Raw genomic sequence first — 22,166 nt, forward strand, 5'->3', positions numbered from 1 at the left:
TCGGCGCGAGGTCAGCAAGACCCATGCCGCAGCGTCGGCTTGCCACGGAATGCCGCCGTGCGGTGAGAGTGCCTAAATAATGGGCAAAGACTTCATTTTGTATGCAATAATCATCTAGCCGGGCGAGGCCAGGATGGCTTCAACCTCAGTGGCCAGCGCCAGGAGGCGGCGGTCCTGTCCGCGGGGCATGACGATTTGCAGGCCGAGCGGCAGGCCCGCGGGGTCGACCCCGCAGGGCACCGAGATGGCGGGCTGCCGCGCGTGGTTGAACAGCGGCGTGAAGACCGCATGGCCGCGAGGACCGACGGGTACCCCGGCGATGGTGTCCGGGCCGAGCTTTTCGACAGGCCAGGCCGCGCAGGGCGTCGTTGGCCCGATCGCCGCATCGATGCCGCCGGCGAAGAAGCGCGCCGCGGCCGCCGCCACCTGTTCCGACAACAGCAGCGCCCCGGCGACGGCGGTCGCCGGGAGCGCGAGGCCAGCCTCGATCTGTGCGCCGAGGTCAGGGTCGATGAGCTCCGGATGTGCCTTCCAGGCCGCGCCATGCAGGGCCGCAAGCCCGGCCTGCTGGATGGCGCCGAGCCCGCTCTCGGCGGCCCCCTGCGGCCATTCGGGGTCGCGCTCGACGATGGTCAGCCCGGCCTTGCGCAGGCGCTGGACGACCTCCTCCATCCGGTGGGCGACGGCCGGCTCCACCGGCACATCGAGGCCCCAGCGCGGCGAGACGGCGATGGTCAGCCGCGTCGGCGCGTCCTCGCGGGTGTCCACCGGCACGGCATGGGGGTCGAGCGGATCGGGCCCCGCCAGCACGGCGAAGGCAAGCGCCGCGTCGGATACGGTCCGGGCGATGGGGCAATGGCAGGAAATGCCGAAGAAGGGTTCCTCGAAACCGGGTCCGTAGGGTATCGCGCCGAAGGAGGGCTTGAATCCGACAAGCCCCGTATGGGCTGGTGGACGCCGGCTGGAGCCACCGGCATCGGTGCCCAGCGCCAGCGGCACCATGCCGCTCGCAACGGCCGCAACCGGGCCGCCGGAGGAGCCGCCGGGGGTCAGTGCGGGGTTCCAGGGGTTGCGCGTGGCGCCGTGGAGCGGAGTCGTGGTCTGGCCCTTGGCAGCGAATTCGGACGTCGCGGCAATGCCGACGATGACGGCACCCGCCTGTTCGAGCCGGCGCACCGCGACGGCGTCTTCCGGCGCCACGAAGTCGCGGAACAGTTTCGAACCCTGGGTGATCCTTCGCCCCTTGACCCAGATATTGTCCTTGATCGCCACCGGTACGCCCGCCAGCGGCATGATCTCGCCATCGGCGATGCGGCGGTCCACCGCCGCGGCGCGGGCGAGTGCATCGGACGGGTCGACGCTGGTCATGGCGTTGAGCGTCGGGTTGAGCCGTGCGATGGCGTCGAGCGCCTTTGCCGTCTCGGTCTTCGCCGAGGAACGACCGCCCCGCACCGCGGCAGCGAGGGTCGACAGGTCGGGCCAGTGGTCGAGGCTGCCGATCAGGGGGCGGGCTGCGCGCATGGGGAGGTCTCGGCTGGTGGGGCACCCAGCATAGCAAGACCCGCGCCGCCGGCATCACGCCATCTCGCCGCTCCCCCGGTGAGCCGAACGGCGAAGAGGCGCGTATAGTCTGCTCTGGATTCGCGCGCGTCACGCGCCCAAGGGGGATGACTGATGGAACGACCGGACACCATGCCGCCGGTGACGCTCTGGCTGGGGCTCGCCGGGCTCGTGCCTTTCGTCGTTCTGGCCGGTGCCCTTGCCTTCGGCGCGAGTCTGCCGGTTCTCGGTGGTCCCGGTGCCATCCGCCAGGCCCTCGTCCTCTATGCCCTGGCCATCCTCTCCTTCCTCGGCGGCATTCGCTGGGGAATCGCCATGAACTATGCCGACCAGCCCATCGCCCTGCGCGATTTTGTGCTCTCGGTCGTCCCGCCACTCGTCGGCTGGGCTGCGCTCATCTTCGCGCCGGGCGCGGCCCTGTGGTTGCTGACCGGCGCCTTCGTGCTGCTCGGCCTCTACGATTACGGCCTCGCCTGCCGCACCGTCGCGCCCGAATGGTACGGCCGCCTGCGGCTTGGCCTCTCCGGCGCCGTTTCCGCGACCCTGGCAGTGGCGGCGCTGGTCTGAGCTCAGGCGGCGGGTGAACCGTCGCCGTCGCCAAGCGCGCGCTGCATCAGCACGCTGTCGATCCAGCGGCCATGCTTCCAGCCGATGGAGGGCAGCACGCCGGCCACCGTGAAACCGCAGGCCCTGTGCAGGGCGATCGAGCCGTGATTGCCGAGATTGCCGATGACGGCGATCATCTGCCGGTAGCCGAGCGCGGCGCAGTCGTCGACGAGGCGGTTCACCAGCGCCTTGCCGACGCCTTTCCCCTGAGCGACCGGCGAGACATAGACCGAGTTCTCCACCGTGAACCGGTAACCCGGCCGTGTCCGATAGGCGCTGGCATAGGCGTAGGCGACGACAACCCCGTCGATGGTGGCGACGAGATAGGGATAGCCGCCGGCGAGGATGGCCGCCTGGCGCCTCGCCATCTCCGCCTCGTCCGGCGGGTCATATTCGAACGACGCCACGCCGTTGGCGACATTGGGCGCATAGATCGCGGTGATGGCGGGAATGTCGCCGGCGCTGGCCGGGCGGATCAGGACGGAAGCAGTGGACACGGCGGGCCTGTGAAGCGTGGATGCGCGGTTGTCACATCACACAGCCGACACGCGCAAGCGCGGCCGCATGGCAGCAGCCATTCGCTGGCAAACGCGGATTGTCGGGAACGGGAGGGGCGGCCGCGGCCGCCCGCCTCAGCTCACGCGCACGAAGCGGCGGATGCGCGAGCGGGGCTTGGCGATGCGGCGCGTCACGGTGACGCCGCGGGTGGAAACCTCGATGCGGCGCTCGCCCTGGGGGACGAAGAAGCGCGCGGTCTCGGAGGCGCCATCGACACGGACGAAGTCGGCATCCACGGCGCGCATGATCGATTTCACCGAACCGAAGGTCATGCGACACTCCTCGCCACAAACGACGCTGTCTTGCAGAAAATTGGAGCGGGAGAAGGGATTCGAACCCTCGACCCCAACCTTGGCAAGGTTGTGCTCTACCCCTGAGCTACTCCCGCATCCGGGTACCCACCAGCGCCTGGGCGCCAGGGGAGGGCCGCTCTATGCCAAACCACGCTGATGATTGCAATGGCCTTTGCCGACTTTTTTGATCGGCGTCCGGAACAGGCCGCGCCACTGCCGCTTTGACGGGGACGGGCCGTCTCGGTAATCCCGTTGCGGGCCCGCTGATCGGGCCGCAGGAGGTCACGATGGGGTCCGGCTTTCTCGCGCTGCCCGAGGCGCGGCGGTTCAGGTTGCAGGGCGCGACGCTGCCGGCAGCGCTGGTCGACGGGCCGGCGACGTTGCCGCAGCGGGATGACCTCGTGCGTGCCGACGTGCTGGTGGTCGATGGCGTCGTGGCGGCGGTCGATGCGGCCGGCACCGTGGCGGCCGAGCCGGGCGTCATCCCGGTCGTGCTGGATGGCGCCATGGTCTTCCCCTGTTTCGTCGACGCCCACACCCATCTCGACAAGGGCCATATCTGGCCCCGCGCCTCCAACCCGGACGGTACCTTTCCCGGCGCGCTGGCGGCGGTCGGCGCTGACCGCGCCGCCCATTGGACGGCGGAGGACGTGCGCGCCCGCATGAGTTTCGCGCTGAAGGCAGCCTATGCCCACGGCACGGCGGCGATCCGCACCCATATCGATTCCATCCCCGCCCAGATCGACATTTCCTGGCCGGTCTTCGCGGAGCTGCGCGAGGAATGGCGCGGCCGCATCGACCTGCAGGCCTCCTCGCTCTGCGGCATCGATGTCGCGGTCGAGGCCGGCTACCTCGACCAGATGGTGGCGGCCCTGAAGCGCCATGGCGGCGGCCTCGGCTGCGTCACCTACATGTCGCCGAATCTCGCGCCCGGTCTCGAGGCGATCTTCCGGGCCGCGCGCGAGGCCGGCCTGCCGCTCGACTTCCATGTCGATGAGACCATGGATCCGGGCGCCCATTCGCTGCGCCTCATCGCCGAAGCCGCCATCCGCCACCGCTGGAGCGAGGCCGGCCTCGGCCGCATTGTCGTCGGCCATTGCTGCTCGCTCTCGGCGCAGGACGACGACGAGGTACGCCGCACCCTCGACCGCGTGGCCGAGGCGGGCCTCGCCGTGGTGTCGCTGCCCATGTGCAACATGTACCTCCAGGACCGCGTCGCCGGCCGCACCCCGCGTCGCCGCGGCGTCACCCTCCTGCACGAGATGCGCGCCCTCGGCATCCCCGTCATGGTGGCGAGCGACAATACCCGCGACCCCTTCTACGCCTATGGTGACCTCGACATGCTCGAGACCTATCGCGAGGCGACGCGCATCCTGCATTTCGACCATCCCGTCGGCGACTGGCCGCGCGCCGCCACGGCGACGCCTGCCGAGGTCTGCGGCTTCGCCGGCCGCGGCCGCATCGGTCCGGGCAGCCCGGCCGATCTCGTCGTCTTCCGCGGCCGCAGCTGGACGGAACTGCTGTCGCGACCGCAATCGGACCGCACGGTGATCCGGAACGGCCGCGCCATCGATACGACATTGCCCGACTACCGCGACCTCGACAGGCTCTGGAGCTGATCTCTCATGACCGACGCCGCCGCCCGCCCGCGCTACGACATCGACGGCCTCAAGGCGAAGCTCGCCGGCATCAAGACCGAGGACAACGCCAACCTCGTTCGCCAGAAGAGCCGCGACTTCTACTGGTATTCGCCGACGCTGAAGCGCCAGCTCGATCACGTCACCGGCGACATCATCGTCTCGCCGGTGAGCGAGCAGGAGGTGGTGCGCGTCCTGGCGGCCGCCCACGAACTCGGCATCCCCGTGACGCCGCGCGGCACCGGCACCGGCAATTACGGTCAGGCCATGCCGCTGTCGGGGGGCATCGTTCTCGACCTCTCCGGCCTGAACAAGGTGCTGACCATCCAGCCCGGCCGTTTCGTCGCCGAGGCCGGCGCCATCATCGCGGATATCGACAAGGTGGCCCGGCCGCAGGCGCAGGAAATCCGCATGCATCCCTCCACCTACGCGACCGCGTCGGTGGGCGGCTTCATCGCCGGTGGCTCGGGCGGCGTCGGCTCCATCACCTGGGGCGGATTGCGCGACGCCGGCAATGTGATCCGGCTCAAGGTCGTCACCATGGAGGCGAGCCCGCGCGTGCTGGACCTGACGGGCGACGACCTTGCCAAGGTGGCCCATGCCTATGGCACCAATGGTGTCATCACCGAGGTGGAGATGCCGCTGGGGCCTGCCTATCCCTGGGTGGACCTCTTCTTTGGCTTCGACACCTTCGAGCGCGCCGCTGCCTTCGCCAACCTCCTCGGCGAGGCGGACGGCATCGCCAAGAAGAACATCGCGGTGGTCGCCGCTCCCGCGCCGCAGACCTATTTCCTGCGCCATCAGGATTACATGCCGGCGGGCAAGCATGTGGTCATCGCCGTCATCGCCGATTTCGCTGTCGATGCGGCGCTGAACCTCGCCACCAAGGACAAGGCGGAGCTCCTCCTGCGCTCCGACGCGCTCGCCGATGACGAGCGCCGCAAGCTGCCCCCGGGTTTCGAACTGACCTGGAACCACACGACGCTGCGGGCTTTGCGCGTCGATCCGGCGATCACCTATCTGCAGGTGCTCTACCCGTTCCCCAACCAGGTGGAACTCTCGGCCAAGCTGGAGGAACGCTTTGGCGACGAACTCATCAGCCACCTCGAATTCGTCCGCTTCGACGGCAAGGTGACCTGCTTCGGCCTGCCCATGATCCGTTTCACCACGGAGGAGCGGCTGGAGGAAATCATGAGGATCCACGAGGACATGGGTGCGCCGATCTTCAATCCCCATCGCTACACGCTGGAGGAAGGCGGCATGAAGCAGACCGACGAGGTGCAACTCGCCTTCAAGAAGGAGGCCGACCCGCAGGGCCTGCTCAATCCCGGCAAGATGATCGCCTGGGAGGACCCGAACTACGACTACAAGGCGGGTGGCACCTTCCTGTTCAAGGGACTGGCGGCTGCGGGCGAGTGACGCGGGCCGATGCGCATCCTCGTCCTCTATTGCCACCCCAGTCCGGCGAGCTACGGCGCAGCGCTGCACGAGACCGTCGTCGCCAGCCTGCGCGCGGCCGGCCACGAGGTCGATGACTGCGATCTCTACGCGGAAGATTTCCAGCCGGTGCTGAGCCGGCAGGAGCGCCTCGGCTACCACGACCTCGCGCACAACACCGAGCCGGTCGCGGACGACGTTCGCCGGCTGCGTGAGGCCGAGGCGCTGGTGCTGGTCTTCCCTGTCTGGAACTTCGGCTTCCCGGCCCTGCTCAAGGGCTATCTGGACCGGGTGTTTCTCCCCGGGGTCTCCTTCGGCCTGGTCGATGGCCGCACCCGCGGCATTCTCACCAACATCCGGCGCGTCGGCGTGGTCACCAGTTACGGCGCGACCCGCTGGCGGGCCTTCCTCATGGGCGATCCGCCGCGCCGTTTCTGCACGCGCGTGCTGCGGGCGGTCACCGGTTTCAAGGCGCCCGTCGATTACCTCGCCCATTACGACATGAACCGCTCAACCGATGGATCACGGGCAACCTTCAGGACACGGGTTTACGATTGTTTCTCACGGTGGTGAGCCGGCTCGGGGCCGTCACGGTCTTGTCATCAATATCCGCAAATGATGCGCCGGCTGCGCAACGGCGGCCGGCCGGGACGTGTCGTCCTGGGAGGGGGACGCGATGAGCCGGCAGAAGGATGATCCCAAGGGCGGGCACGAGCCCTACCGCAAGACGATCGGCGCGCATCTCCAGCACGCCGCCCGCCTCCACCGGGCGCTGGTGGCCCGCAAGCTCACCATCCTCGGCCTCTATCCCGGCCAGGAGCAGGTGCTGAAGATCCTCGCCGACAGCGGCGACATGATGATGGGTGAACTCGCTGCGGCACTGAAGGTGCGCCCGCCCACCGCCTCCAAGACCATCGGCCGCCTCGCGGCACAGGGGCTCGTCGAGCGCCGCACCGCCGGCGGTGCCGATGGCCGGCTCGTCCAGGTCGGACTGACCGAGGCTGGCAGGGACAAGGCCGCCGCCATCGACGACCTCTGGTTCGCCGCCGAGGACGAGATGCTGGCGGACATGGACGCCAAGGAGGCGCGCCGTCTCCGCAAGCTGCTGCGCCGTGTCGAGAAGACGCTGCGGCCCCATACCGAGGACGCGGCCGACGAGGAGGACGAGGCAGAGGAGGTCTGAGATCAGCCCCCGGGCTATCCCTCCTTCTTGGGCGCCATGGCGCGATAGGCCTCGATCACCAGCGCGTCGTCCGCCTTGCCAAGGCCCATGCCCGAGGCGGCGAGGAACAGCTGGTGCGCCGCCGCGGCGAGGAAGAGCGGCGCCTTCGTCTGGTGGCCGGCATCCAGCACGATGCCGAGGTCCTTGACGAAGATGTCGACCGCGGAGGTCACCGGCGGGTCCTCCATCAGCATTCGCGGCCCACGATTGTTGAGCATCCAGCTGCCCGCCGCGCTGGAGCCGTAGATGTCCAGCAGCACCTTGGTGTCGAGCCCGGCGCGCTCGCCGAGCGCCAGGGCTTCGGCTGCCGCGGCGATGTGCACGCCGCAGAGCAGCTGGTTGATGGTTTTCACCATGGCGCCGTCACCGGCCTTCTCGCCCACCCGGAAGAGCCGCGAGCCCATGACCTTCAGGACAGGCTCGGCGGCGTCCAGCACGGCCTTCGGCCCGGAGGCCATGATGGTCAGCGTGCCGGCCTCCGCCCCCACCACGCCGCCGGAGACCGGCGCGTCGATGAAGCGGCGCTGGGTGGCCTCCACCTTTGCCCCGATCGCGGCGGCGCGAGCGGGGGCGCAGGTGGCGCAGAGTACGACAATGGCGTTGGGAGACAGGGCGTCGAGCGCACCAGCCTCGAAGAGCACGGCTTCCGCCTGGTCGGCATTGACGACCATCAGCACCAGCATCTCGGCGCCGCCGGCGGCCTCCCTGGCGGACGCGAAGGGCGTGCCGCCATGCTGCTTCAGCCAGTCCAGCGCCGCCGGGTTCACGTCGGTGCCGCGGACGGTATGGCCGGCCTTGACGAGGTTCGCCGCCATCGGGCGGCCCATGGCGCCGAGGCCGGCGAAACAGATCGTGGTCATGGGGCGAGGGTCCTGTGGCGTGGCGGTGAGGATCACTCCCGCCTGATGCCCGGCGTGGCGCCGGACATCCAGTCCGTTTCCGGCAAGGCTGCCGCCCGCGCCGGGATCACTCCTTCACGGCGCCGGTCATGGCCGAGACGTAGTGCTCGACGAAGAAGGCGTAGAGGATGACGAGGGGCAGCGAGCCGACCAGCGCGCCGGCCATCAGCGAGCCCCAGCGGAACACGTCGCCGTCCACGAACTCCGAGACGATGGCGGTCGGCACCGTCTTGTTGGGGTTCGAGGAGATGAAGGTCAGCGCGTAGATGAACTCGTTCCAGCACAGCGTGAAGGCGAAGATGAAGGCCGAGATCAAGCCCGGGACCGCCAGCGGGATGATGATCTTGACCATGATCTGCCAGCGGCTGGCGCCGTCGATCAGGGCGCACTCCTCCAGCTCATAGGGAATGGTCTTGAAATAGCCCATCAGCAGCCAGGTGCAGAACGGGATGAGGATGGTCGGATAGGTCAGGATCAGCGCGAAGGGCGTGTCGAACAGGCCGTAGACGTGGATGATGGTCGACAGCGGGATGAAGAGGATCGACGGCGGCACGAGATAGGCGAGGAAGATCAGGCCGCCGACCGTCTGCGCCCCCTTGTAGCGGATGCGGGTGATCGCATAGGCGGCCAGCACCGAGGCGACGATCGAGAGGAAGGTGGCGCAGACCGCCACCAGCATCGTGTTCCACAGCCAGGTCGGATAGTTCGACTCGAACAGCAGCTTGTAGAAGTGCCGGAACGTCGGCTCGGCCACCCAGAGGGGGTTGCCGCCGTGCAGGTCGAGCAGGTCCTGGTCCGGTTTGATGGCGGTGATGAACATCCAGTAGAACGGGAACAGCAGCACCACCATGATGATGATGAGCGGGATGTAGACCGTCACCGTCTTGCGCGGCAGGCTTTCGAGGTAGCTCATGCCCTCGGAATGGTCGTCCTTGGCGACGGACGGGGCCGGCATGGCCTTCGGGGCGGAGGTCGTGGCGGTCATGACGCGGCTCCGGCGGCGGGGGTGTGTGTCGGGGCGGTCGAAGGGCGGTGATCAGTCATTGTTCTCTCCCTGCTGCCACTTGCGGCGCTGCAGGCCGAACCACGAGAACAGGATGGCGGCGAGCAGGAACGGCACCATGGAGATGGCGATGGCCGCGCCCTCGCCGAGGTTCCCGCCGAGGATGCCGCGCTGGTAGGACAGCGTCGCCATCAGGTGCGTGGCGTTGACCGGTCCGCCGCGTGTCATGGCCCAGATCAGCTGGAAGTCGGTGAAGGTGAAGAGCACCGAGAAGGTCATGACCACCGCGATGATCGGGGTGAGCAGCGGATAGGTCACATAGCGGAAGTTCTGCCACTTGGTGGCGCCGTCGAGCGTCGCGGCCTCGTAGAGCGAGGGCGACACGGTCTGCAGGCCGGCGAGCAGCGTGATGGCGATGAAGGGAATGCCACGCCAGATATTGGCGAAGATGACGACGCATTGCGCCATGAAGGGGTCGCCCATCCAGTTGATCGGCGAGCCGCGATCGAGCAGCCCCATCTTCACCAGACCCCAGGTGATGACCGAGAACTGGGTGTCGAAGATCCACCAGAAGGCGACCGCCGAAAGCACGGTCGGCACGATGAAGGGGATCAGCACCACCGAGCGGATGAAGGCCTTGAACGGCAGGTTGTTGTTGAGCAGCAGGGCGAGATAGAGCCCGATGGCAAACTTCACCACGGAGGCGACGAAGGTGAAGACGATGGTGAAGATCAGGGCGCGGACGAAGTCGCGGTCCTCGATCAGCCATTCGAAGTTCTCAAGCCCGACAAAGCGCCCCTCGCGGCCGATGCGCGCATCGGTGAAGCTCATCCACAGGCCCTTGCCCAGCGGATAGACGAGGAAGAGCACGAGGAAGGCCATGGCCGGCAGCATGAACCACAGGCCGAGCCAGTTGCGGTTCACCTTGAGCCGTTCCCACGTCGAAGGCTCGCCAGGGGCGGCGTTGGTGCGGGCAATGGCGGCATCGGCCATGGGGAACTCCGGAAGCTGGGCCGCCGGAGCCCGTGAGGGGCCCCGGCGGAAGGGAGCCGGCGGCAGAGCCGCCGGTTGGCGTCAGCGATAGATGCGGCGCAGCTGCCGCTCGGCGACGCGGATCGACCCTTCCAGATCCTCCTTGCCGGTGCAGAAATTGGCGAAGAGGTCGACGACGATGAAGTCGGCGATGGCTGTCGCCGCCTTCTCGTTGATCGGGCCCTTGTAGCCGGCCGGGAAGGAGCGCTTCGCGGACTCGCGGAACACCCGGTTCTTCGGGTCCGCGGTCCAGACGGGGTTCGAGTCGTAGGCATTGAGGACGTGCGTCAGATAGCCCTGTGCCGCCTCGAGCCACGGATTGAAGTTCTCCGCCTCGAGGATGAAGGCCATGAAGGCCTTGCAGGCGTTCGGGAAGCGCGAATAGGTCATGCCGAACATCGGGAAGGCCAGCTGGATCTCCGCCGGCTTGCCGATCGGGCCGATCGGCCAGAAGGCATGGTCCATGTCCGCAGCGATCTCACGCTGCTTGGGGTCCTGCGACGCCTTGGCGGCGGCGTAGATGGAGATGCCGTTCGCGGTGAGCGAGATTTCGCCGGAGAGGAAGGCGCGGTTGTTGTTGGAGTCGTTCCACGCCGCCGTGCCGGGGATGAAGGTGTCCCACAGCTCCTTGGCGTAACGCAGCGCCGCGCGGGTCTCGGCCGAGTTGATGGTGATGCGCTCCTGCTCGTCCACCTGAGCCGCGCCATGCGACCACAGCAGCCAGTGGGCGAAGGCATTGCCGTCGCCGGTGGCACGGCCGAGCGGGAAGCCCGAGGGTGTGCCCTTGGCCTTCAGCGCCTTGCAGAGCTCGAGGAAGCCCTTGGTGTCCTGCGGGACCTCATTGAAGCCCGCGGCCTTCACCTGCGAGATGCGGTAGTTGATGTAGCCGCCATTGACCGCGACCGGGATCGAGATCCACTTGCCACCGGCCTTGCCATAGGCTTCGGCCAACGGCACCCAGCCGCCATACTTCTTGCCGAGATAGTCGGCGACGTCGGAGACGTCGATGCACCTCTGCGGGAAGAGATGCGGCACCGAATAGAGCGACCAGATGAGGTCCGGGCCGGTGCCGGTATTGGCGGCCACGGAGGCCTTCGGCTGCACGTCGTCGAAGCTCTCCGAGGAGACGTTGACGCGGACGCCCGTCGCCTGGGTGAAGGCCGCGACCATGCGGTTGAACTGGGCGTCTTCCGCCTCGACGAAGCGGCGCCAGCGCAACAGGTTGAGGGTCGCGCCCTGCTCGGGGCGGAAGGGCGAGGCCTGCGCCCAGGCCTTCGCCCAGTCGGTCAGGCCGGAGCCACCGAGGACGCCGGCTGCGGCCGCGCCCTTCATCAGCGTACGACGATTGAACACAGTCATGGATTGATCCTCCCGATCAGGATTCCGGAGCCCCTCTTGTGCGTGGGCTTTGCCGGCTTGTTGTGATGCGGGTTCACCCCGCTGTTGGTCATGCTGGGACGGCGCTCAGTGGCGCGGCAGTGTCTTGCCGCTCTGGGCGTCGAACAGATGCGTCACGCGGCGATCGGTGCCGAGGCGGATGCGGTCGCCGGGCTTGAAGTCATGCCGCTCGCGGAACACCGCGATCACCTCCTGGCCGTTCAGCTTGGCGACCACCTGGATCTCCGAACCCGTTGGCTCCACCACCACGACCTCGGCCTCTGCACCGGCTTCATTGTCGATGAGGAAGTGCTCGGGGCGGATGCCATAGACCGCCGCCTGGCCGGAGGAGGCGGCCGGCGCCTTGCCGAGCGGCAGGCGTGCGCCGCCTTCGAGCACGAAGCTCTGGCCGTCGATGGTGCCGCGCAGGAAATTCATGGCCGGCGAGCCGATGAAGCCGGCCACGAACATGTTGGCGGGATTGTCATAGAGGTCGAGCGGCGCGCCCATCTGCTCGACGATGCCGTCATGCATCACCACGATCTTGTCGGCCATGGTCATGGCCTCGATCTGGTCGTGCGTCACGTAGACGGTCGTCGTCTTCAGCCGCTGATGCAGCTCCTTGATTTCCGTGCGCATGGCGACGCGCAGCTTGGCGTCGAGGTTCGACAACGGCTCGTCGAAGAGGAAGACCTGCGGGTCGCGGACGATGGCGCGGCCCATGGCGACGCGCTGGCGCTGGCCGCCGGAGAGCTGACGGGGGAAGCGGTCGAGCAGGGCCGTGAGGTTGAGGATCTCGGCCGCACGCTGCACCTTGGCGTCGATCTCGGCCTGTGGCGCGTTCCGGAGCTTCAGGGAGAAGCCCATATTCGCCGCCACCGTCATGTGCGGATAGAGCGCGTAGTTCTGGAACACCATGGCGATGTCCCGCTCCTTCGGCGGGACATTGTTCACCACGCGGTTGCCGATGGCGATTTCGCCGCCCGTGATATTCTCGAGGCCTGCGATCATGCGCAGAAGCGTCGACTTGCCGCAGCCGGACGGGCCGACCAGCACCACGAATTCACCGTCGGCGATGGGAACCGTCACCCCATGGATGATCGCCGTCGCGCCGAATGACTTGCGCACGTCGCGGATCTCGACGGATGCCATACACATTCCTCCCCGGGCCGTGGCCCCTGCCTCGCGCCGCTGGCCCTTGACCCGGGCTCTGCGATCCGGTCCCGTGGGGCCGGCGCGGCATCTGGCTGTTTCTCGCAGTCAGTGTGGCATGTCGAAAAAACCGAAATCAAGTGACATCACAGGGGCGGACGGTTGAAATTCAATCGGTTGAAAACTGGCGTGTGATTGCCAGTCTCACCGGCGCCGCCCCCGAGGAGACGACGATGACGAAGCCCGATCTGCTGATGACCGGTCCGATGATGCAGATGATCCAGGACCAGCTGGCTCAGCGCTTCACGGTCCACAAGCTGTGGCTGGCCGAGGACAAGGAGGCGATGCTGCGCCAGCTCGCCCCCAGCGTCTCCGCCATCGCCTCCGGCAGCCACGTGCCCTGCGACCCCGCCCTCATGGGCCGCTTCCCCGGCCTCAAGATCGTCTCGTCCTTCGGCGTTGGCTACGACCACGTGGACGCCGCCTGGGCTGGCAAGAATGGCATCGTCGTCACCAACACGCCCGATGTCCTCAACGAGGAGGTGGCCGACACCGCCCTCGGCCTGCTGCTCTGCACGGTGCGCCAGTTCCCGCAGACCGACCGTTATCTGCGCGCCGGCAAGTGGCTCGAGAAGCCCTATCCGCTGACCGGAACGCTGCGCGACCGCAAGGTCGGCATCCTCGGCCTCGGCCGCATCGGCAAGGCCATCGCCAAGCGGCTCGAGGCCTTCGGCGTGCCGGTCGTCTACCATGGCCGCACCGAGCAGAAGGACGTGGCCTATCGCTACTATCCCTCGCTGGTCGACATGGCCAAGGACGTCAATGTCCTGCTCATCGTCGCGCCTGGCGGTGCGTCGACCCATCGCATCGTCAATGCCGAGGTGCTCAAGGCGCTCGGTCCCGACGGCATCCTGATCAATGTCGGCCGCGGCTCCGTCGTGGACGAGCCGGCGCTGATCGAGGCGCTCAAGGCCAAGACCATTCTCTCCGCAGGCCTCGACGTCTTCGAGGACGAGCCGCGCGTGCCGGCCGAGCTCATCGGCATGGACCACGTGGTGCTCTTCCCCCATGTCGGCTCGGCCTCGGTCCACACCCGCAACGCCATGGCGCAACTGGTCGTCGACAATCTCGTCGCCTTTGCCGACGGCAAGGGGCCGCTGACCCCCGTCGCCGAGACGCCCTGGCCGCCGCAGGCCTGATGCGCAGGGTCCGAGGCGGTTCAGGCCGCCTCGACCACCAGCGTTGCGCCATCGAGCGCGGCCACCCGGACACGGCGTCCGGCCGCAAGATCCGGGCCGGTCACCACCCAGACGGAATCGGCGAGCCGGATGCGGCCGCGGCCAGCTTGGATCGGCTCCTCCAGCACGAATTCACGCCCGACGAGAGCCTCCGACCGGCGGTTGAGGTCCGGCCGGTCGCTGGGCGCTTCGCTGCTCGCCCGCGCGACCTTGAACCAGCCATAGAGGCTGAAGAGCGCCAGCACGGCGAAGACGGCGAACTGCACCTGCCATGGCGCCGGAACCACGAGGAACAGCAGGCCGGTCAGCGCCGCGGCGCCGCCCAGCCAGATGAGCACGTAGCCCGGAACGAGGATTTCCGCCGCCATGAGCACGGCGGCGGCGACGATCCAGCTCCAGGCGCCCCAGGAGGCGAGGGTCGCGACGATCATCTCAGCCCCCCGTGCTCGGAACTGAACCGCCGCGGGCGGGCGGACGGGCCACGGCGTCCGGGCCGAAGGCCGCCTTGGCGATCTCGCCGATGCCGGCCAGCGAGCCGAGGATCTGCGTCGTCTCGGCAGGCAGGATCAGCGTCTTCTGGTTGGGCGAGGTGGCAAGCGATTCCAGCGCCTTCAGATATTTCTCTGCGATGAAGTAGTTCACCGACAGCGCGTTGCCGCCGGCAATCGCCGCCGACAGCATCTCCGTTGCCTTGGCCTCGGCCTGCGCCAGGCGCTCGCGCGCCTCGGCGTCGCGGAAGGCCGCTTCGCGCCGGCCTTCGGCCTCGAGGATCTGCGACTGCTTCTCGCCCTCGGCACGCAGGATCTCCGACTGCCGCTGGCCCTCGGCCTCGAGGATCACCGCGCGCTTCTCGCGCTCGGCCTTCATCTGCCGGCCCATGGCGGCGACCAGGTCGTTCGGCGGGGCAATGTCCTTGATCTCGATGCGGGTGACCTTCACGCCCCAGGGCGAGGCGGCCTGGTCCACCACCCGCAAGAGGCTCTCGTTGATGGCGTCGCGGTTCGACAAGAGGGCGTCGAGGTCCATCGAGCCCATCACCGTGCGGATATTCGTCATGGCGAGGTTCATCAGCGAGGCGTCGAGCCGCGTCACCTCGTAGGAGGCGCGGGCGGGGTCGAGCACCTGGAAGAACATGATGCCGTCCACTGTGACCTTGGCATTGTCCTTGGTGATGACCTCCTGGCTCTGCACGTCGAGCATCTGCTCCATCACGTTCACCTTCTGGCCGATGCGGTCGATGAACGGGATGATGAGTTGGAGGCCGGGGGTCAGGGTACGCGTGTAGCGGCCGAAGCGTTCGACCGTCCATTGGTAGCCCTGCGGCACCGTCTTGATGCCGGCGAAGAGGAACAGGACGACGAGGACGACGATGCCGATCAGGGCGATGTCGCTGCCGACGAACGGGAACATCAGGAGGGACTCCGTCAGGGAGAGAGGCTGGCGCGCCAGGGGGATCCTCGCACTCCATCATCGGGATGTTGCCTCGCGATTGCGTCACGGCCGCGGCGGTGTTTCGAACCGCCGTGTTTTTGCGAATGCTTCGCAATCTTGACAGAAGGCCCTCGCCGCCCCACTCTCTTTGCAAATGAGTTGCAACAGCGGTGCGTGATCGCCCCGCCGAGGTGATGCCATGCAGTCCCTGACCCGTCGCAGCCTCTTCGCCTCCGCCGCCCTTGCGGCGCTGGCGCCCGGCATCAGCGCCCGTGACGCCCTGGCCCAGGCCGCGCCCACGCGCCTGTCCATCGTCACCACCACCGCGATGCTCGCCGATGCCGTGCGGATGCTCGCCGGCGACCAGGTCCGTGTCGAGGCGCTGATGGGCGAGGGCGTCGATCCGCATCTCTACCGCCCGACCCGCGCCGACATCGTCAAGCTGACCCAGGCCGACATGGTGATCGCCCATGGTCTCGGCCTGGAGGCGCAGTTCCGCGAGACCTTCCGCCAGATCGCCCGCCGCCGCGCCCCGGTCATGGCCGCCGAGTCCATCCCGAAGGACCAGCTGCTGAAGGACGAGGAGGTCGCCGACAAGCCCGACCCGCATGTCTGGATGGACCCGAAGCTCTGGATCACCGTGGTGCGCGCCGTCTCCGAAGCCCTCGCCGCCGCCGATATCCAGGGGCGCCGCAAGGTGACGCCCGATCTTTCCCCGACCGTCGCGAAGCTCGAGGCGCTGGCCACCTATGCCGGCCAGGTCCTGGCGTCGGTCGCGCCGGAGCGGCGGATGCTGGTCACGGCCCATGACGCGTTCAGCTATCTCGCCCGTGCCTATGGCCTCGAGGTCCATGGCATCCAGGGACTGTCGACCGAGAGCGAAGCGGGCCTGCGCGCCATCGAGGCGACCGTGGACCTGATCGTCAGTCGCAGGATCCCCGCCGTCTTTGTCGAGAGCTCCGTCTCCGACCGCAACATCCGCGCCGTGATCGAGGGCGCGGCCCGTCGCGGCCACCGCGTCACCATCGGCGCCGAACTGTTCTCCGATGCCATGGGCAAGCCCGGCACCTATGAGGGCACCTATCTCGGCATGATCGACCACAACGTCACCGCCATCGCCCGCGCGCTCGGCGGCACCGCTCCCGAAAAGGGCATGTCCGGCCGGCTCACCGGCTGATAGGCTCGGGGGATCTTGGACATGCTCGCCATCACGCCTCCTGCCACCGCCGCCGGTCTCGACGATCGTCTCGCCGTCGAGGGCCTGTCCGTCGCCTATCGCGGCGTCCCGGCGCTGGAAGACATCACCTGGGCCGCACCGGCGAGCGGCCTGACCGCCATTGTCGGGCCGAACGGCGCCGGCAAGTCGACCCTGCTCAAGGCCATTCTGGGCCTCGTCCCTTCCACCGGCCGCGCCACGATCGGCGGCCGCCCCGTCGCGGAGCGGCGCGAAACCACGGCCTATGTGCCGCAACGCGCCTCGGTGGACTGGGATTTCCCAGCGACCGCCCTCGATGTCGTTCTCCAGGGCATGGTGCGCGAAGCTGGCTGGCTGCGCGGCTATGGTCGCGCCCGCCGCGACCGCGCCATGGCGCTGCTGGACCGCGTTGGCCTCGCCGACCTCGCCTCCCGCCAGATCGGCCAGATGTCGGGCGGCCAGCAGCAGCGCGTCTTCCTCGCCCGTGGCCTGGCTCGCGACGCCCGCATCCTCTTCCTCGACGAACCGCTGGCCGGCGTCGACGCAGCGTCCGAAAGCATCATCCTCGATGTCTTCGACGCGCTGGATCGCGAAGGCCGCCTCGTCGTCTGCGTCCACCACGACCTCGGCACGGTCGCGGAGCGCTTCTCCGACGTTCTCGTGCTCAACCGGAAGATCATCGCAGCCGGTTCGGTTGCGAGCGCTTTCACCCCGGAGATCCTGGCGCGCGCCTACGGCGTGCCGCTGGCCGCCCGGTCATGAATCTCCTGGCGGGCCTCGGCTTCAACACCGTCGTCGTGATGGTCGGCGTCGCGGCGCTCGGTTGCGCGGCGGGAGCCGCCGGCACTTTCGCCATGCTCCGCCGCAAGGCGCTCGTCTCCGATGCCGTCGCCCACGGCACCTTGCCCGGCATTGCTGGAGCCTTTCTCCTCGCCGCCCTGCTCGGCCGCGCGCCGCGCGAGGCCGCCTGGCTCATGGGCGGCGCGGCGATTGCCGCCATCCTCTCCCTCGCCGCCATCGAGTGGCTGGCACGCCGCCCGCGCATCGGCCACGACACCGCCACGGCGGCTGTGCTGGCCTGTGGTTTCGGCCTCGGTCTGGCGCTCATGTCGGTGGTTCAGACGCTCTCCGTCGGCAGTCAGGCCGGCCTCGAGCAGCTTCTCTTCGGATCGGCGGCGGGCATGCTGCCCGGAGAAGCCTGGCTGATGGGTGGCCTTGCCGTCCTCGTCCTCGCCGTCATCGGGCTCGTGCTCAAGGAGCTCTCCACTGTCGCCTTCGATCCGGATTTCGCCGCGACCATCGGTCTGCCCGTCGCCCGGCTCGATGCGCTCGTGGCGCTCCTCTGCGCCAGCGTCGTGGTGGCGGCCCTGCCCATCGCCGGCTTCGTCCTGGCCGTCGCCCTCGTCGTCATCCCGCCGGCCGCCGCCCGCTTCTGGAGCGACCGGGCCGGGGTTGTCGTGGTGCTCGCTGCCGCCATCGGCTCGGCCTCCGCGCTTGCCGGCGCGGCGCTCTCGGCCATCCTGACCGACACGCCGACCGGTCCCGCCATCGTCCTTGTCGCGGCGCTGTTCTTTACCGTCAGCCTCTTTTTTGGCCGCGCCCGCGGTCTGCTCGCGGGGGGCGCGGCATGAGCGAGTTCTGGACCATCGATTTCGTGCCGCTTCTTGCCGCCGGCCTGTCGGCGCTGGCTTGCGCCCTGGTTGGCAACCTGCTGGTGCTGACCCGCCGCGCCATGGCGGCTGATGCGCTGAGCCATGCCATTGTGCCCGGTGTGGTCATCGCCGTGGCGCTGGCGGGCGTTGCCGGCAGCGTCGTCGTGCTGATCGGTGGCATCGCCAGCGCCTTTGCGGCTTCTGCCCTTGTCGCCTTCCTCGTGCGCGCCGGCCGGGTCGAGCCGGGGACCGCGCTCGGCGTCGTCTTTACGACCTTCTTCGCCTTCGGCGTCCTGGTGCTGGAATGGTCGGGCCTCGCCCGTACCGGCTTTGACGTTCATCACGTCATCACCGGCTATCTCGAAGGGCTGATCTGGGTCGGGGCCGAGGGCGGCGATGGTGGCCTGCTTGCGACCGTCGCGACCCTGCCGCCGGTGGTCTTCGAACTGGCGCTCGTGCTGGTGCTTGTCGTCGCCATCCTGGCGATCTTCCGCAAGGAACTGGCCCTCCTCGCCTTCGATCCCGTCTTCGCGCGCGCGAGCGGCCTGCCGGTCGGCCTGCTGGAGGCCGCTCTCCTCACCGCCACGGCGCTCGCCTGCACCGCCGCCTTCAAGTCCGTCGGCGTCGTTCTCGCGGTCGCGATGATCGTTTGCCCGGCGGCGACCGCACGGCTCCTGACACAGCGCCTGTCGACGCAGGTGGCGCTCTCCGCCGCCATCGCGCTCGGCACCGTGCTGTTCGGCTATGCCGCGGCCATTCTCGCGCCCCGCGCTGTCGGCTCGGCTCTCGCCCTCAACGCTGCCGGCACGATCGGCGCCATGGCGGGCCTGCTCCTCGCCGGCACGGCGCTCATCCGGGCCCGTGCCTGAAACTTCAAAATCCATCGGCCCCGCGGCGGCGTAACTGCTTCCCACACATCCGTTTCGGGCGTATCACGCGCCCAGCGAGATCACCCAGCCGCGAGATCCCATGCGCGAGATGAAACTTCCCGCCGGCCACGTGCCCGTAAAGGCCGGCAAGATCGGCGTGCTCCTGATGAATCTCGGGACGCCCGACGGCACCGACTATTGGTCGATGCGCCGTTATCTGAAGGAGTTCCTGTCCGACCGTCGCGTCATCGAGACGCCGCGCGCCATCTGGTGGCCGATCCTCAACCTCATCATCCTGCAGACGAGGCCCCAGAAGAAGGGCAAGGATTACGCGACGATCTGGAACACCGAGAAGGACGAGAGCTTCCTCAAGACCATCACGCGGAACCAGGCCGAGAAGCTCGCGGCCCACCTCGCTTCGGTCAGCCCGGATATCCATGTCGAATGGGCCATGCGCTACGGCAATCCCGCCATCAAGCCGGCCGTGGAGAAGCTGATGGCCGAGGGCTGCGACCGCATCCTCGCCTTCTCGCTCTATCCCCAATACGCCGCCGCGACGACCGCGACGGCCAATGACCACCTGTTCCGCGCCCTGATGCAGATGCGCTGGCAGCCGACCATCCGCATCGCCCCGCCCTATCACGACGAGCCGGCCTATATCGCGGCCCTGGCCCAGTCGGTGCGCAACCACCTTGCCACCCTCGATTTCGAACCGGAGGTGATCGTCACCTCGTTCCACGGCATGCCGAAAAGCTATCTGCTGAAGGGCGACCCCTATCACTGCCAGTGCGCCAAGACCTGGCGCCTGCTGCGCGAGGAACTCGGCTATTCGCCCGAGCGCATGGTGATGAGCTTCCAGTCGCGCTTCGGGCCGGACGAGTGGCTGAAGCCCTATACCGACGAGACGGTCGAGAACCTTGCCAAGCGCGGCGTGAAGAAGCTCGCCATCATCGCTCCGGCCTTCTCCGCCGACTGCCTCGAGACGCTCGAGGAACTCGATGGCGAGAACCGCCATATCTTCGAGGAGAATGGCGGCGAGAAGTTCACCTACATCCCCTGTCTCAACGATAGCGACCTCGGCATGACCGTCATCACCGACATCGTCGAGCGCGAACTGAAGGGCTGGGTCTGAGGGCTGCGGCCTGACGAAACATCCGATGCGGCGGTGGTGACGCGGAAGGGAAACCTTGGGGGCAGAGACAGCGCCCCTCCCGCGCACCGCGCAGCATTGCATCCGAGGTTTCGATGGCCGCCCTGTTTTTCATCCATGCCCCCCGCACCATTCTGGGGCTTCTCTTCCTCGTCAGCGCCATCGACGGCTTCTGGGCGATGGCCACCGGCCAGCACCTGATCCATCCGCCCGTCTCGCCTGCCGGCATGCTGTTCGAGCAGGGACTGCAGGCCTCGGGCTTCTTCTGGCCCTTCCTCAAGACGGTGAACCTCGTCGGCGGCCTGTCGCTGCTGTTCAACGTCGCGCCGGCCTTCGGCCTCGCGCTCATCGCCCCCGTCATGGCGACGATCGTGCTGTTCCACGTCTTCCTGAACCCGCAGGGTCTGCCACTGGCGGCGATCCTGGTGGTCACCGGCCTGATGCTCGTCATCGCCTATCGCGATCGCTACGCCCCCATGTTCCGCTGAGGCGGCGATGGGCGGTCGCCTCAGCCGACCGGCCGCGTATCCTCGATGACCTTGCCGTCGTTCGGCAGCGAGCCGGGTTTCACAGCCTCCACCGCGCCCTTGAGCTTCATCACCGCCGAGACGCTTTCGCTCACGGCATGGATGAACTCCACCGCCCGCGTGCGCGTCTCCACCTTCAGCGTCATGGCGTCGGTCTCGTCGACACGGCTGATGACGAGGCGGGCGCGAACGATCTCGGAATGGCGCTTTACCACCTCGGCCACCTGTTCCGGCCGGACGAACATGCCCTTCACCTTGGCGGTCTGGTCGGCGCGGCCCATCCAGCCCTTGATGCGGGTATTGGTGCGCCCGCAGGGCGACTGGCCCGGCAGGATCGCAGTCAGGTCGCCGACCGCGAAGCGGATGAGCGGATGGTGCGGATCGAGCACGGTGATGACCACCTCGCCGACCTCTCCTGGGGCGACCGGATCGCCGGTGCCGGGCCGCACCACTTCCAGGATGATGTCCTCGTTCAGCACCAGGCCTTCGCGCGCCTCGGTCTCGTAGGCGATGACGCCGCATTCAGCGATGGCATAGGTCTGATAGGCATCGACGCCGCGCGACGCGACCTCCTTCTGCAGGCTCGCCGGGAAGGCGGCGCCGCCCACGAGCGCGCGCGTGATGGAGGAGGCATCGCGCCCCTTCTCCTTGGCCGCGTCCAGCAGGATCTTCAGGAAGTCCGGCGTGCCCGCATAGGCGCCCGGCCGATAGGCCTCGATCAGATCGAGCTGCGCATCCGTGTTGCCCGGGCCGGCCGGAATGACGGCGCAGCCAACGGCGCGCGCACCGGAATCGAAACACCAGGCGCCGGGGGTGAGGTGATAGGAGAACGTGTTGAGCACGATGTCGCCGCGCTTGAAGCCGGCGGCGGCCATGGCGCGCGCGACGCGCCAGACGTCCTGGCCGATGGCCTCGGGCTCGAAGATGGGTCCCGGCGACATGAACAGCCGGCCGAAGGCGCTGGGCTTCCCCGGCACGAAGCCGCCGAAGGGCAGGGCTGCCTTCTGGAGTCCCGGCAGTTCCGACTTCCGCTGAATGGGCAGGTGCGCCAGCGCGGCGCGCGAGGTGATCGACCTGGGGTCGATCTTGCCGAGGTGGCGCCGCCAGGCCGGCATCTTCACCACGGCGGTGAGGACCTGCGGCAGCCGCTTCATCAGGTCCTTCTCGCGAGCGGCCTCGTCGCGCGTTTCGCGCTTGTCGTAATGGGCTGCCATCGCGTGCTCCCCTTTTCCCCACTATCGCGGCTGAGCGATCTAGCGCCAAGCCCGCCGCTCGTCCGATGCACTGTTGACGTAGCGGAAATCAAGCGTAAAGGCGCGCGGCCGGAC

Annotated in this window: 23 protein-coding genes and 1 tRNA gene; 12 read left to right on the forward strand and 12 right to left on the reverse strand. The window is 68.1% G+C overall.

Annotated elements, in window-relative coordinates; all coding sequences use genetic code 11:
* Positions 1-114: 114 nt before the first annotated feature.
* A complete protein-coding gene (locus tag C8P69_RS18030; protein ID WP_108178842.1) occupies positions 115-1,521 on the reverse strand; it encodes an amidase in 1,407 nt (468 codons plus the stop codon).
* Between the two features lie 153 nt (positions 1,522-1,674).
* Here C8P69_RS18030 and C8P69_RS18035 point away from each other — a divergent pair, with 153 nt between their 5' ends.
* Complete coding sequence (locus tag C8P69_RS18035; protein ID WP_108178843.1) at positions 1,675-2,127, forward strand: DUF3429 domain-containing protein; 453 nt, start codon at positions 1,675-1,677, stop codon at positions 2,125-2,127.
* A 2-nt stretch (positions 2,128-2,129) separates the two neighbouring features.
* Here the strand turns inward: C8P69_RS18035 and C8P69_RS18040 are convergent, their stop codons facing one another.
* The 3 genes from C8P69_RS18040 to C8P69_RS18050 form a co-directional block, all read right to left on the reverse strand.
* Positions 2,130-2,663: a GNAT family N-acetyltransferase gene (locus C8P69_RS18040; protein WP_108178844.1), complete on the reverse strand. Its 534-nt coding sequence runs from the start codon at positions 2,661-2,663 to the stop codon at positions 2,130-2,132.
* Positions 2,664-2,798: 135 nt separating this feature from the next.
* Positions 2,799-2,996, reverse strand: a complete 198-nt coding sequence (locus tag C8P69_RS18045; protein WP_108178845.1) for a hypothetical protein — start codon at positions 2,994-2,996, stop codon at positions 2,799-2,801.
* 41 nt (positions 2,997-3,037) lie between these two features.
* Positions 3,038-3,112, reverse strand: a tRNA-Gly gene (locus C8P69_RS18050).
* 192 nt (positions 3,113-3,304) lie between these two features.
* On the opposite strand from C8P69_RS18050, the gene C8P69_RS18055 reads away from it, so the two are divergent.
* The 4 genes from C8P69_RS18055 (at position 3,305) to C8P69_RS18070 (ending at position 7,274) form a co-directional block, all read left to right on the forward strand.
* The gene (locus C8P69_RS18055; protein ID WP_108178846.1) at positions 3,305-4,636 is read left to right on the forward strand and encodes a cytosine deaminase; all 1,332 of its coding nucleotides are present in this window, start codon (positions 3,305-3,307) and stop codon (positions 4,634-4,636) included.
* A 6-nt stretch (positions 4,637-4,642) separates the two neighbouring features.
* Entirely contained in the window at positions 4,643-6,073 is a 1,431-nt protein-coding gene (locus tag C8P69_RS18060) for an FAD-binding oxidoreductase (protein WP_108178847.1), read from the forward strand.
* A gap of 9 nt (positions 6,074-6,082) precedes the next feature.
* Positions 6,083-6,664: an NAD(P)H-dependent oxidoreductase gene (locus C8P69_RS18065; protein WP_108178848.1), complete on the forward strand. Its 582-nt coding sequence runs from the start codon at positions 6,083-6,085 to the stop codon at positions 6,662-6,664.
* Between the two features lie 103 nt (positions 6,665-6,767).
* Entirely contained in the window at positions 6,768-7,274 is a 507-nt protein-coding gene (locus C8P69_RS18070) for a MarR family winged helix-turn-helix transcriptional regulator (RefSeq protein WP_108178849.1), read from the forward strand.
* Between the two features lie 14 nt (positions 7,275-7,288).
* Here C8P69_RS18070 and C8P69_RS18075 read toward each other — a convergent pair whose 3' ends face one another.
* The 5 genes from C8P69_RS18075 to C8P69_RS18095 all read right to left on the reverse strand — a co-directional run bounded on the left by C8P69_RS18075 (position 7,289) and on the right by C8P69_RS18095 (position 12,776).
* Positions 7,289-8,173 carry an NAD(P)-dependent oxidoreductase gene (locus tag C8P69_RS18075; RefSeq protein ID WP_108178850.1) on the reverse strand — a complete coding sequence of 295 codons (885 nt, stop codon included), beginning with the start codon at positions 8,171-8,173 and terminating at the stop codon, positions 7,289-7,291.
* Positions 8,174-8,279: 106 nt separating this feature from the next.
* A complete protein-coding gene (locus C8P69_RS18080; RefSeq protein WP_108178851.1) occupies positions 8,280-9,197 on the reverse strand; it encodes a carbohydrate ABC transporter permease in 918 nt (305 codons plus the stop codon).
* Between the two features lie 51 nt (positions 9,198-9,248).
* Entirely contained in the window at positions 9,249-10,208 is a 960-nt protein-coding gene (locus C8P69_RS18085) for a carbohydrate ABC transporter permease (protein ID WP_108178852.1), read from the reverse strand.
* A gap of 81 nt (positions 10,209-10,289) precedes the next feature.
* Positions 10,290-11,606: an ABC transporter substrate-binding protein gene (locus C8P69_RS18090; protein ID WP_108178853.1), complete on the reverse strand. Its 1,317-nt coding sequence runs from the start codon at positions 11,604-11,606 to the stop codon at positions 10,290-10,292.
* Between the two features lie 105 nt (positions 11,607-11,711).
* Complete coding sequence (locus C8P69_RS18095) at positions 11,712-12,776, reverse strand: ABC transporter ATP-binding protein (RefSeq protein WP_108178854.1); 1,065 nt, start codon at positions 12,774-12,776, stop codon at positions 11,712-11,714.
* Positions 12,777-13,009: 233 nt separating this feature from the next.
* Between C8P69_RS18095 and C8P69_RS18100 the strand changes: the two genes are divergently transcribed.
* On the forward strand, positions 13,010-13,975 hold the full coding sequence (locus C8P69_RS18100; protein ID WP_108178855.1) for a 2-hydroxyacid dehydrogenase: 966 nt from the start codon (positions 13,010-13,012) through the stop codon (positions 13,973-13,975).
* 20 nt (positions 13,976-13,995) lie between these two features.
* Here the strand turns inward: C8P69_RS18100 and C8P69_RS18105 are convergent, their stop codons facing one another.
* On the reverse strand, positions 13,996-14,445 hold the full coding sequence (locus tag C8P69_RS18105) for an NfeD family protein (RefSeq protein WP_108178856.1): 450 nt from the start codon (positions 14,443-14,445) through the stop codon (positions 13,996-13,998).
* A gap of 1 nt (position 14,446) precedes the next feature.
* Positions 14,447-15,424, reverse strand: a complete 978-nt coding sequence (locus tag C8P69_RS18110) for an SPFH domain-containing protein (RefSeq protein WP_108178857.1) — start codon at positions 15,422-15,424, stop codon at positions 14,447-14,449.
* Between the two features lie 220 nt (positions 15,425-15,644).
* On the opposite strand from C8P69_RS18110, the gene C8P69_RS18115 reads away from it, so the two are divergent.
* From C8P69_RS18115 to C8P69_RS18140, 6 genes are all read left to right on the forward strand, one after another.
* Positions 15,645-16,622 carry a metal ABC transporter solute-binding protein, Zn/Mn family gene (locus C8P69_RS18115; protein ID WP_108178858.1) on the forward strand — a complete coding sequence of 326 codons (978 nt, stop codon included), beginning with the start codon at positions 15,645-15,647 and terminating at the stop codon, positions 16,620-16,622.
* A gap of 21 nt (positions 16,623-16,643) precedes the next feature.
* Positions 16,644-17,402, forward strand: a complete 759-nt coding sequence (locus C8P69_RS18120) for a metal ABC transporter ATP-binding protein (RefSeq protein ID WP_108178859.1) — start codon at positions 16,644-16,646, stop codon at positions 17,400-17,402.
* The gene (locus tag C8P69_RS18125) at positions 17,399-18,271 is read left to right on the forward strand and encodes a metal ABC transporter permease (RefSeq protein WP_108178860.1); all 873 of its coding nucleotides are present in this window, start codon (positions 17,399-17,401) and stop codon (positions 18,269-18,271) included. The genes C8P69_RS18120 and C8P69_RS18125 overlap by 4 nt, the downstream gene beginning before the upstream one ends.
* Positions 18,268-19,161: a metal ABC transporter permease gene (locus tag C8P69_RS18130; protein ID WP_108178861.1), complete on the forward strand. Its 894-nt coding sequence runs from the start codon at positions 18,268-18,270 to the stop codon at positions 19,159-19,161. The genes C8P69_RS18125 and C8P69_RS18130 overlap by 4 nt, the downstream gene beginning before the upstream one ends.
* 100 nt (positions 19,162-19,261) lie before the next feature.
* Positions 19,262-20,293 (forward strand): ferrochelatase, encoded by a 1,032-nt coding sequence (gene hemH / locus C8P69_RS18135; protein ID WP_108178862.1) that lies wholly within the window; start codon positions 19,262-19,264, stop codon positions 20,291-20,293.
* A 113-nt stretch (positions 20,294-20,406) separates the two neighbouring features.
* Positions 20,407-20,799, forward strand: a complete 393-nt coding sequence (locus C8P69_RS18140) for a hypothetical protein (RefSeq protein WP_108178863.1) — start codon at positions 20,407-20,409, stop codon at positions 20,797-20,799.
* Positions 20,800-20,819: 20 nt separating this feature from the next.
* Here C8P69_RS18140 and C8P69_RS18145 read toward each other — a convergent pair whose 3' ends face one another.
* Positions 20,820-22,052 (reverse strand): phenylacetate--CoA ligase family protein, encoded by a 1,233-nt coding sequence (locus C8P69_RS18145; protein ID WP_108178864.1) that lies wholly within the window; start codon positions 22,050-22,052, stop codon positions 20,820-20,822.
* Positions 22,053-22,166: the final 114 nt, after the last annotated feature.

It is taken from the genome of Phreatobacter oligotrophus, assembly GCF_003046185.1.
In the GTDB taxonomy this organism is placed as follows: Bacteria; Pseudomonadota; Alphaproteobacteria; order Rhizobiales; family Phreatobacteraceae; genus Phreatobacter; species Phreatobacter oligotrophus.

Coding starts and splice junctions, on each gene's coding strand:
- C8P69_RS18030 (WP_108178842.1), bottom strand. CDS start 1,521: ATGCGCGCAGCCCGCCCCCTGATCGGCAGCCTCGACCACTGGCCCGAC.
- C8P69_RS18035 (WP_108178843.1), top strand. CDS start 1,675: ATGGAACGACCGGACACCATGCCGCCGGTGACGCTCTGGCTGGGGCTC.
- C8P69_RS18045 (WP_108178845.1), bottom strand. CDS start 2,996: ATGACCTTCGGTTCGGTGAAATCGATCATGCGCGCCGTGGATGCCGAC.
- C8P69_RS18055 (WP_108178846.1), top strand. CDS start 3,305: ATGGGGTCCGGCTTTCTCGCGCTGCCCGAGGCGCGGCGGTTCAGGTTG.
- C8P69_RS18060 (WP_108178847.1), top strand. CDS start 4,643: ATGACCGACGCCGCCGCCCGCCCGCGCTACGACATCGACGGCCTCAAG.
- C8P69_RS18065 (WP_108178848.1), top strand. CDS start 6,083: ATGCGCATCCTCGTCCTCTATTGCCACCCCAGTCCGGCGAGCTACGGC.
- C8P69_RS18070 (WP_108178849.1), top strand. CDS start 6,768: ATGAGCCGGCAGAAGGATGATCCCAAGGGCGGGCACGAGCCCTACCGC.
- C8P69_RS18075 (WP_108178850.1), bottom strand. CDS start 8,173: ATGACCACGATCTGTTTCGCCGGCCTCGGCGCCATGGGCCGCCCGATG.
- C8P69_RS18080 (WP_108178851.1), bottom strand. CDS start 9,197: ATGACCGCCACGACCTCCGCCCCGAAGGCCATGCCGGCCCCGTCCGTC.
- C8P69_RS18085 (WP_108178852.1), bottom strand. CDS start 10,208: ATGGCCGATGCCGCCATTGCCCGCACCAACGCCGCCCCTGGCGAGCCT.
- C8P69_RS18090 (WP_108178853.1), bottom strand. CDS start 11,606: ATGACTGTGTTCAATCGTCGTACGCTGATGAAGGGCGCGGCCGCAGCC.
- C8P69_RS18095 (WP_108178854.1), bottom strand. CDS start 12,776: ATGGCATCCGTCGAGATCCGCGACGTGCGCAAGTCATTCGGCGCGACG.
- C8P69_RS18100 (WP_108178855.1), top strand. CDS start 13,010: ATGACGAAGCCCGATCTGCTGATGACCGGTCCGATGATGCAGATGATC.
- C8P69_RS18105 (WP_108178856.1), bottom strand. CDS start 14,445: ATGATCGTCGCGACCCTCGCCTCCTGGGGCGCCTGGAGCTGGATCGTC.
- C8P69_RS18110 (WP_108178857.1), bottom strand. CDS start 15,424: ATGTTCCCGTTCGTCGGCAGCGACATCGCCCTGATCGGCATCGTCGTC.
- C8P69_RS18115 (WP_108178858.1), top strand. CDS start 15,645: ATGCAGTCCCTGACCCGTCGCAGCCTCTTCGCCTCCGCCGCCCTTGCG.
- C8P69_RS18120 (WP_108178859.1), top strand. CDS start 16,644: ATGCTCGCCATCACGCCTCCTGCCACCGCCGCCGGTCTCGACGATCGT.
- C8P69_RS18125 (WP_108178860.1), top strand. CDS start 17,399: ATGAATCTCCTGGCGGGCCTCGGCTTCAACACCGTCGTCGTGATGGTC.
- C8P69_RS18130 (WP_108178861.1), top strand. CDS start 18,268: ATGAGCGAGTTCTGGACCATCGATTTCGTGCCGCTTCTTGCCGCCGGC.
- hemH (WP_108178862.1), top strand. CDS start 19,262: ATGCGCGAGATGAAACTTCCCGCCGGCCACGTGCCCGTAAAGGCCGGC.
- C8P69_RS18140 (WP_108178863.1), top strand. CDS start 20,407: ATGGCCGCCCTGTTTTTCATCCATGCCCCCCGCACCATTCTGGGGCTT.
- C8P69_RS18145 (WP_108178864.1), bottom strand. CDS start 22,052: ATGGCAGCCCATTACGACAAGCGCGAAACGCGCGACGAGGCCGCTCGC.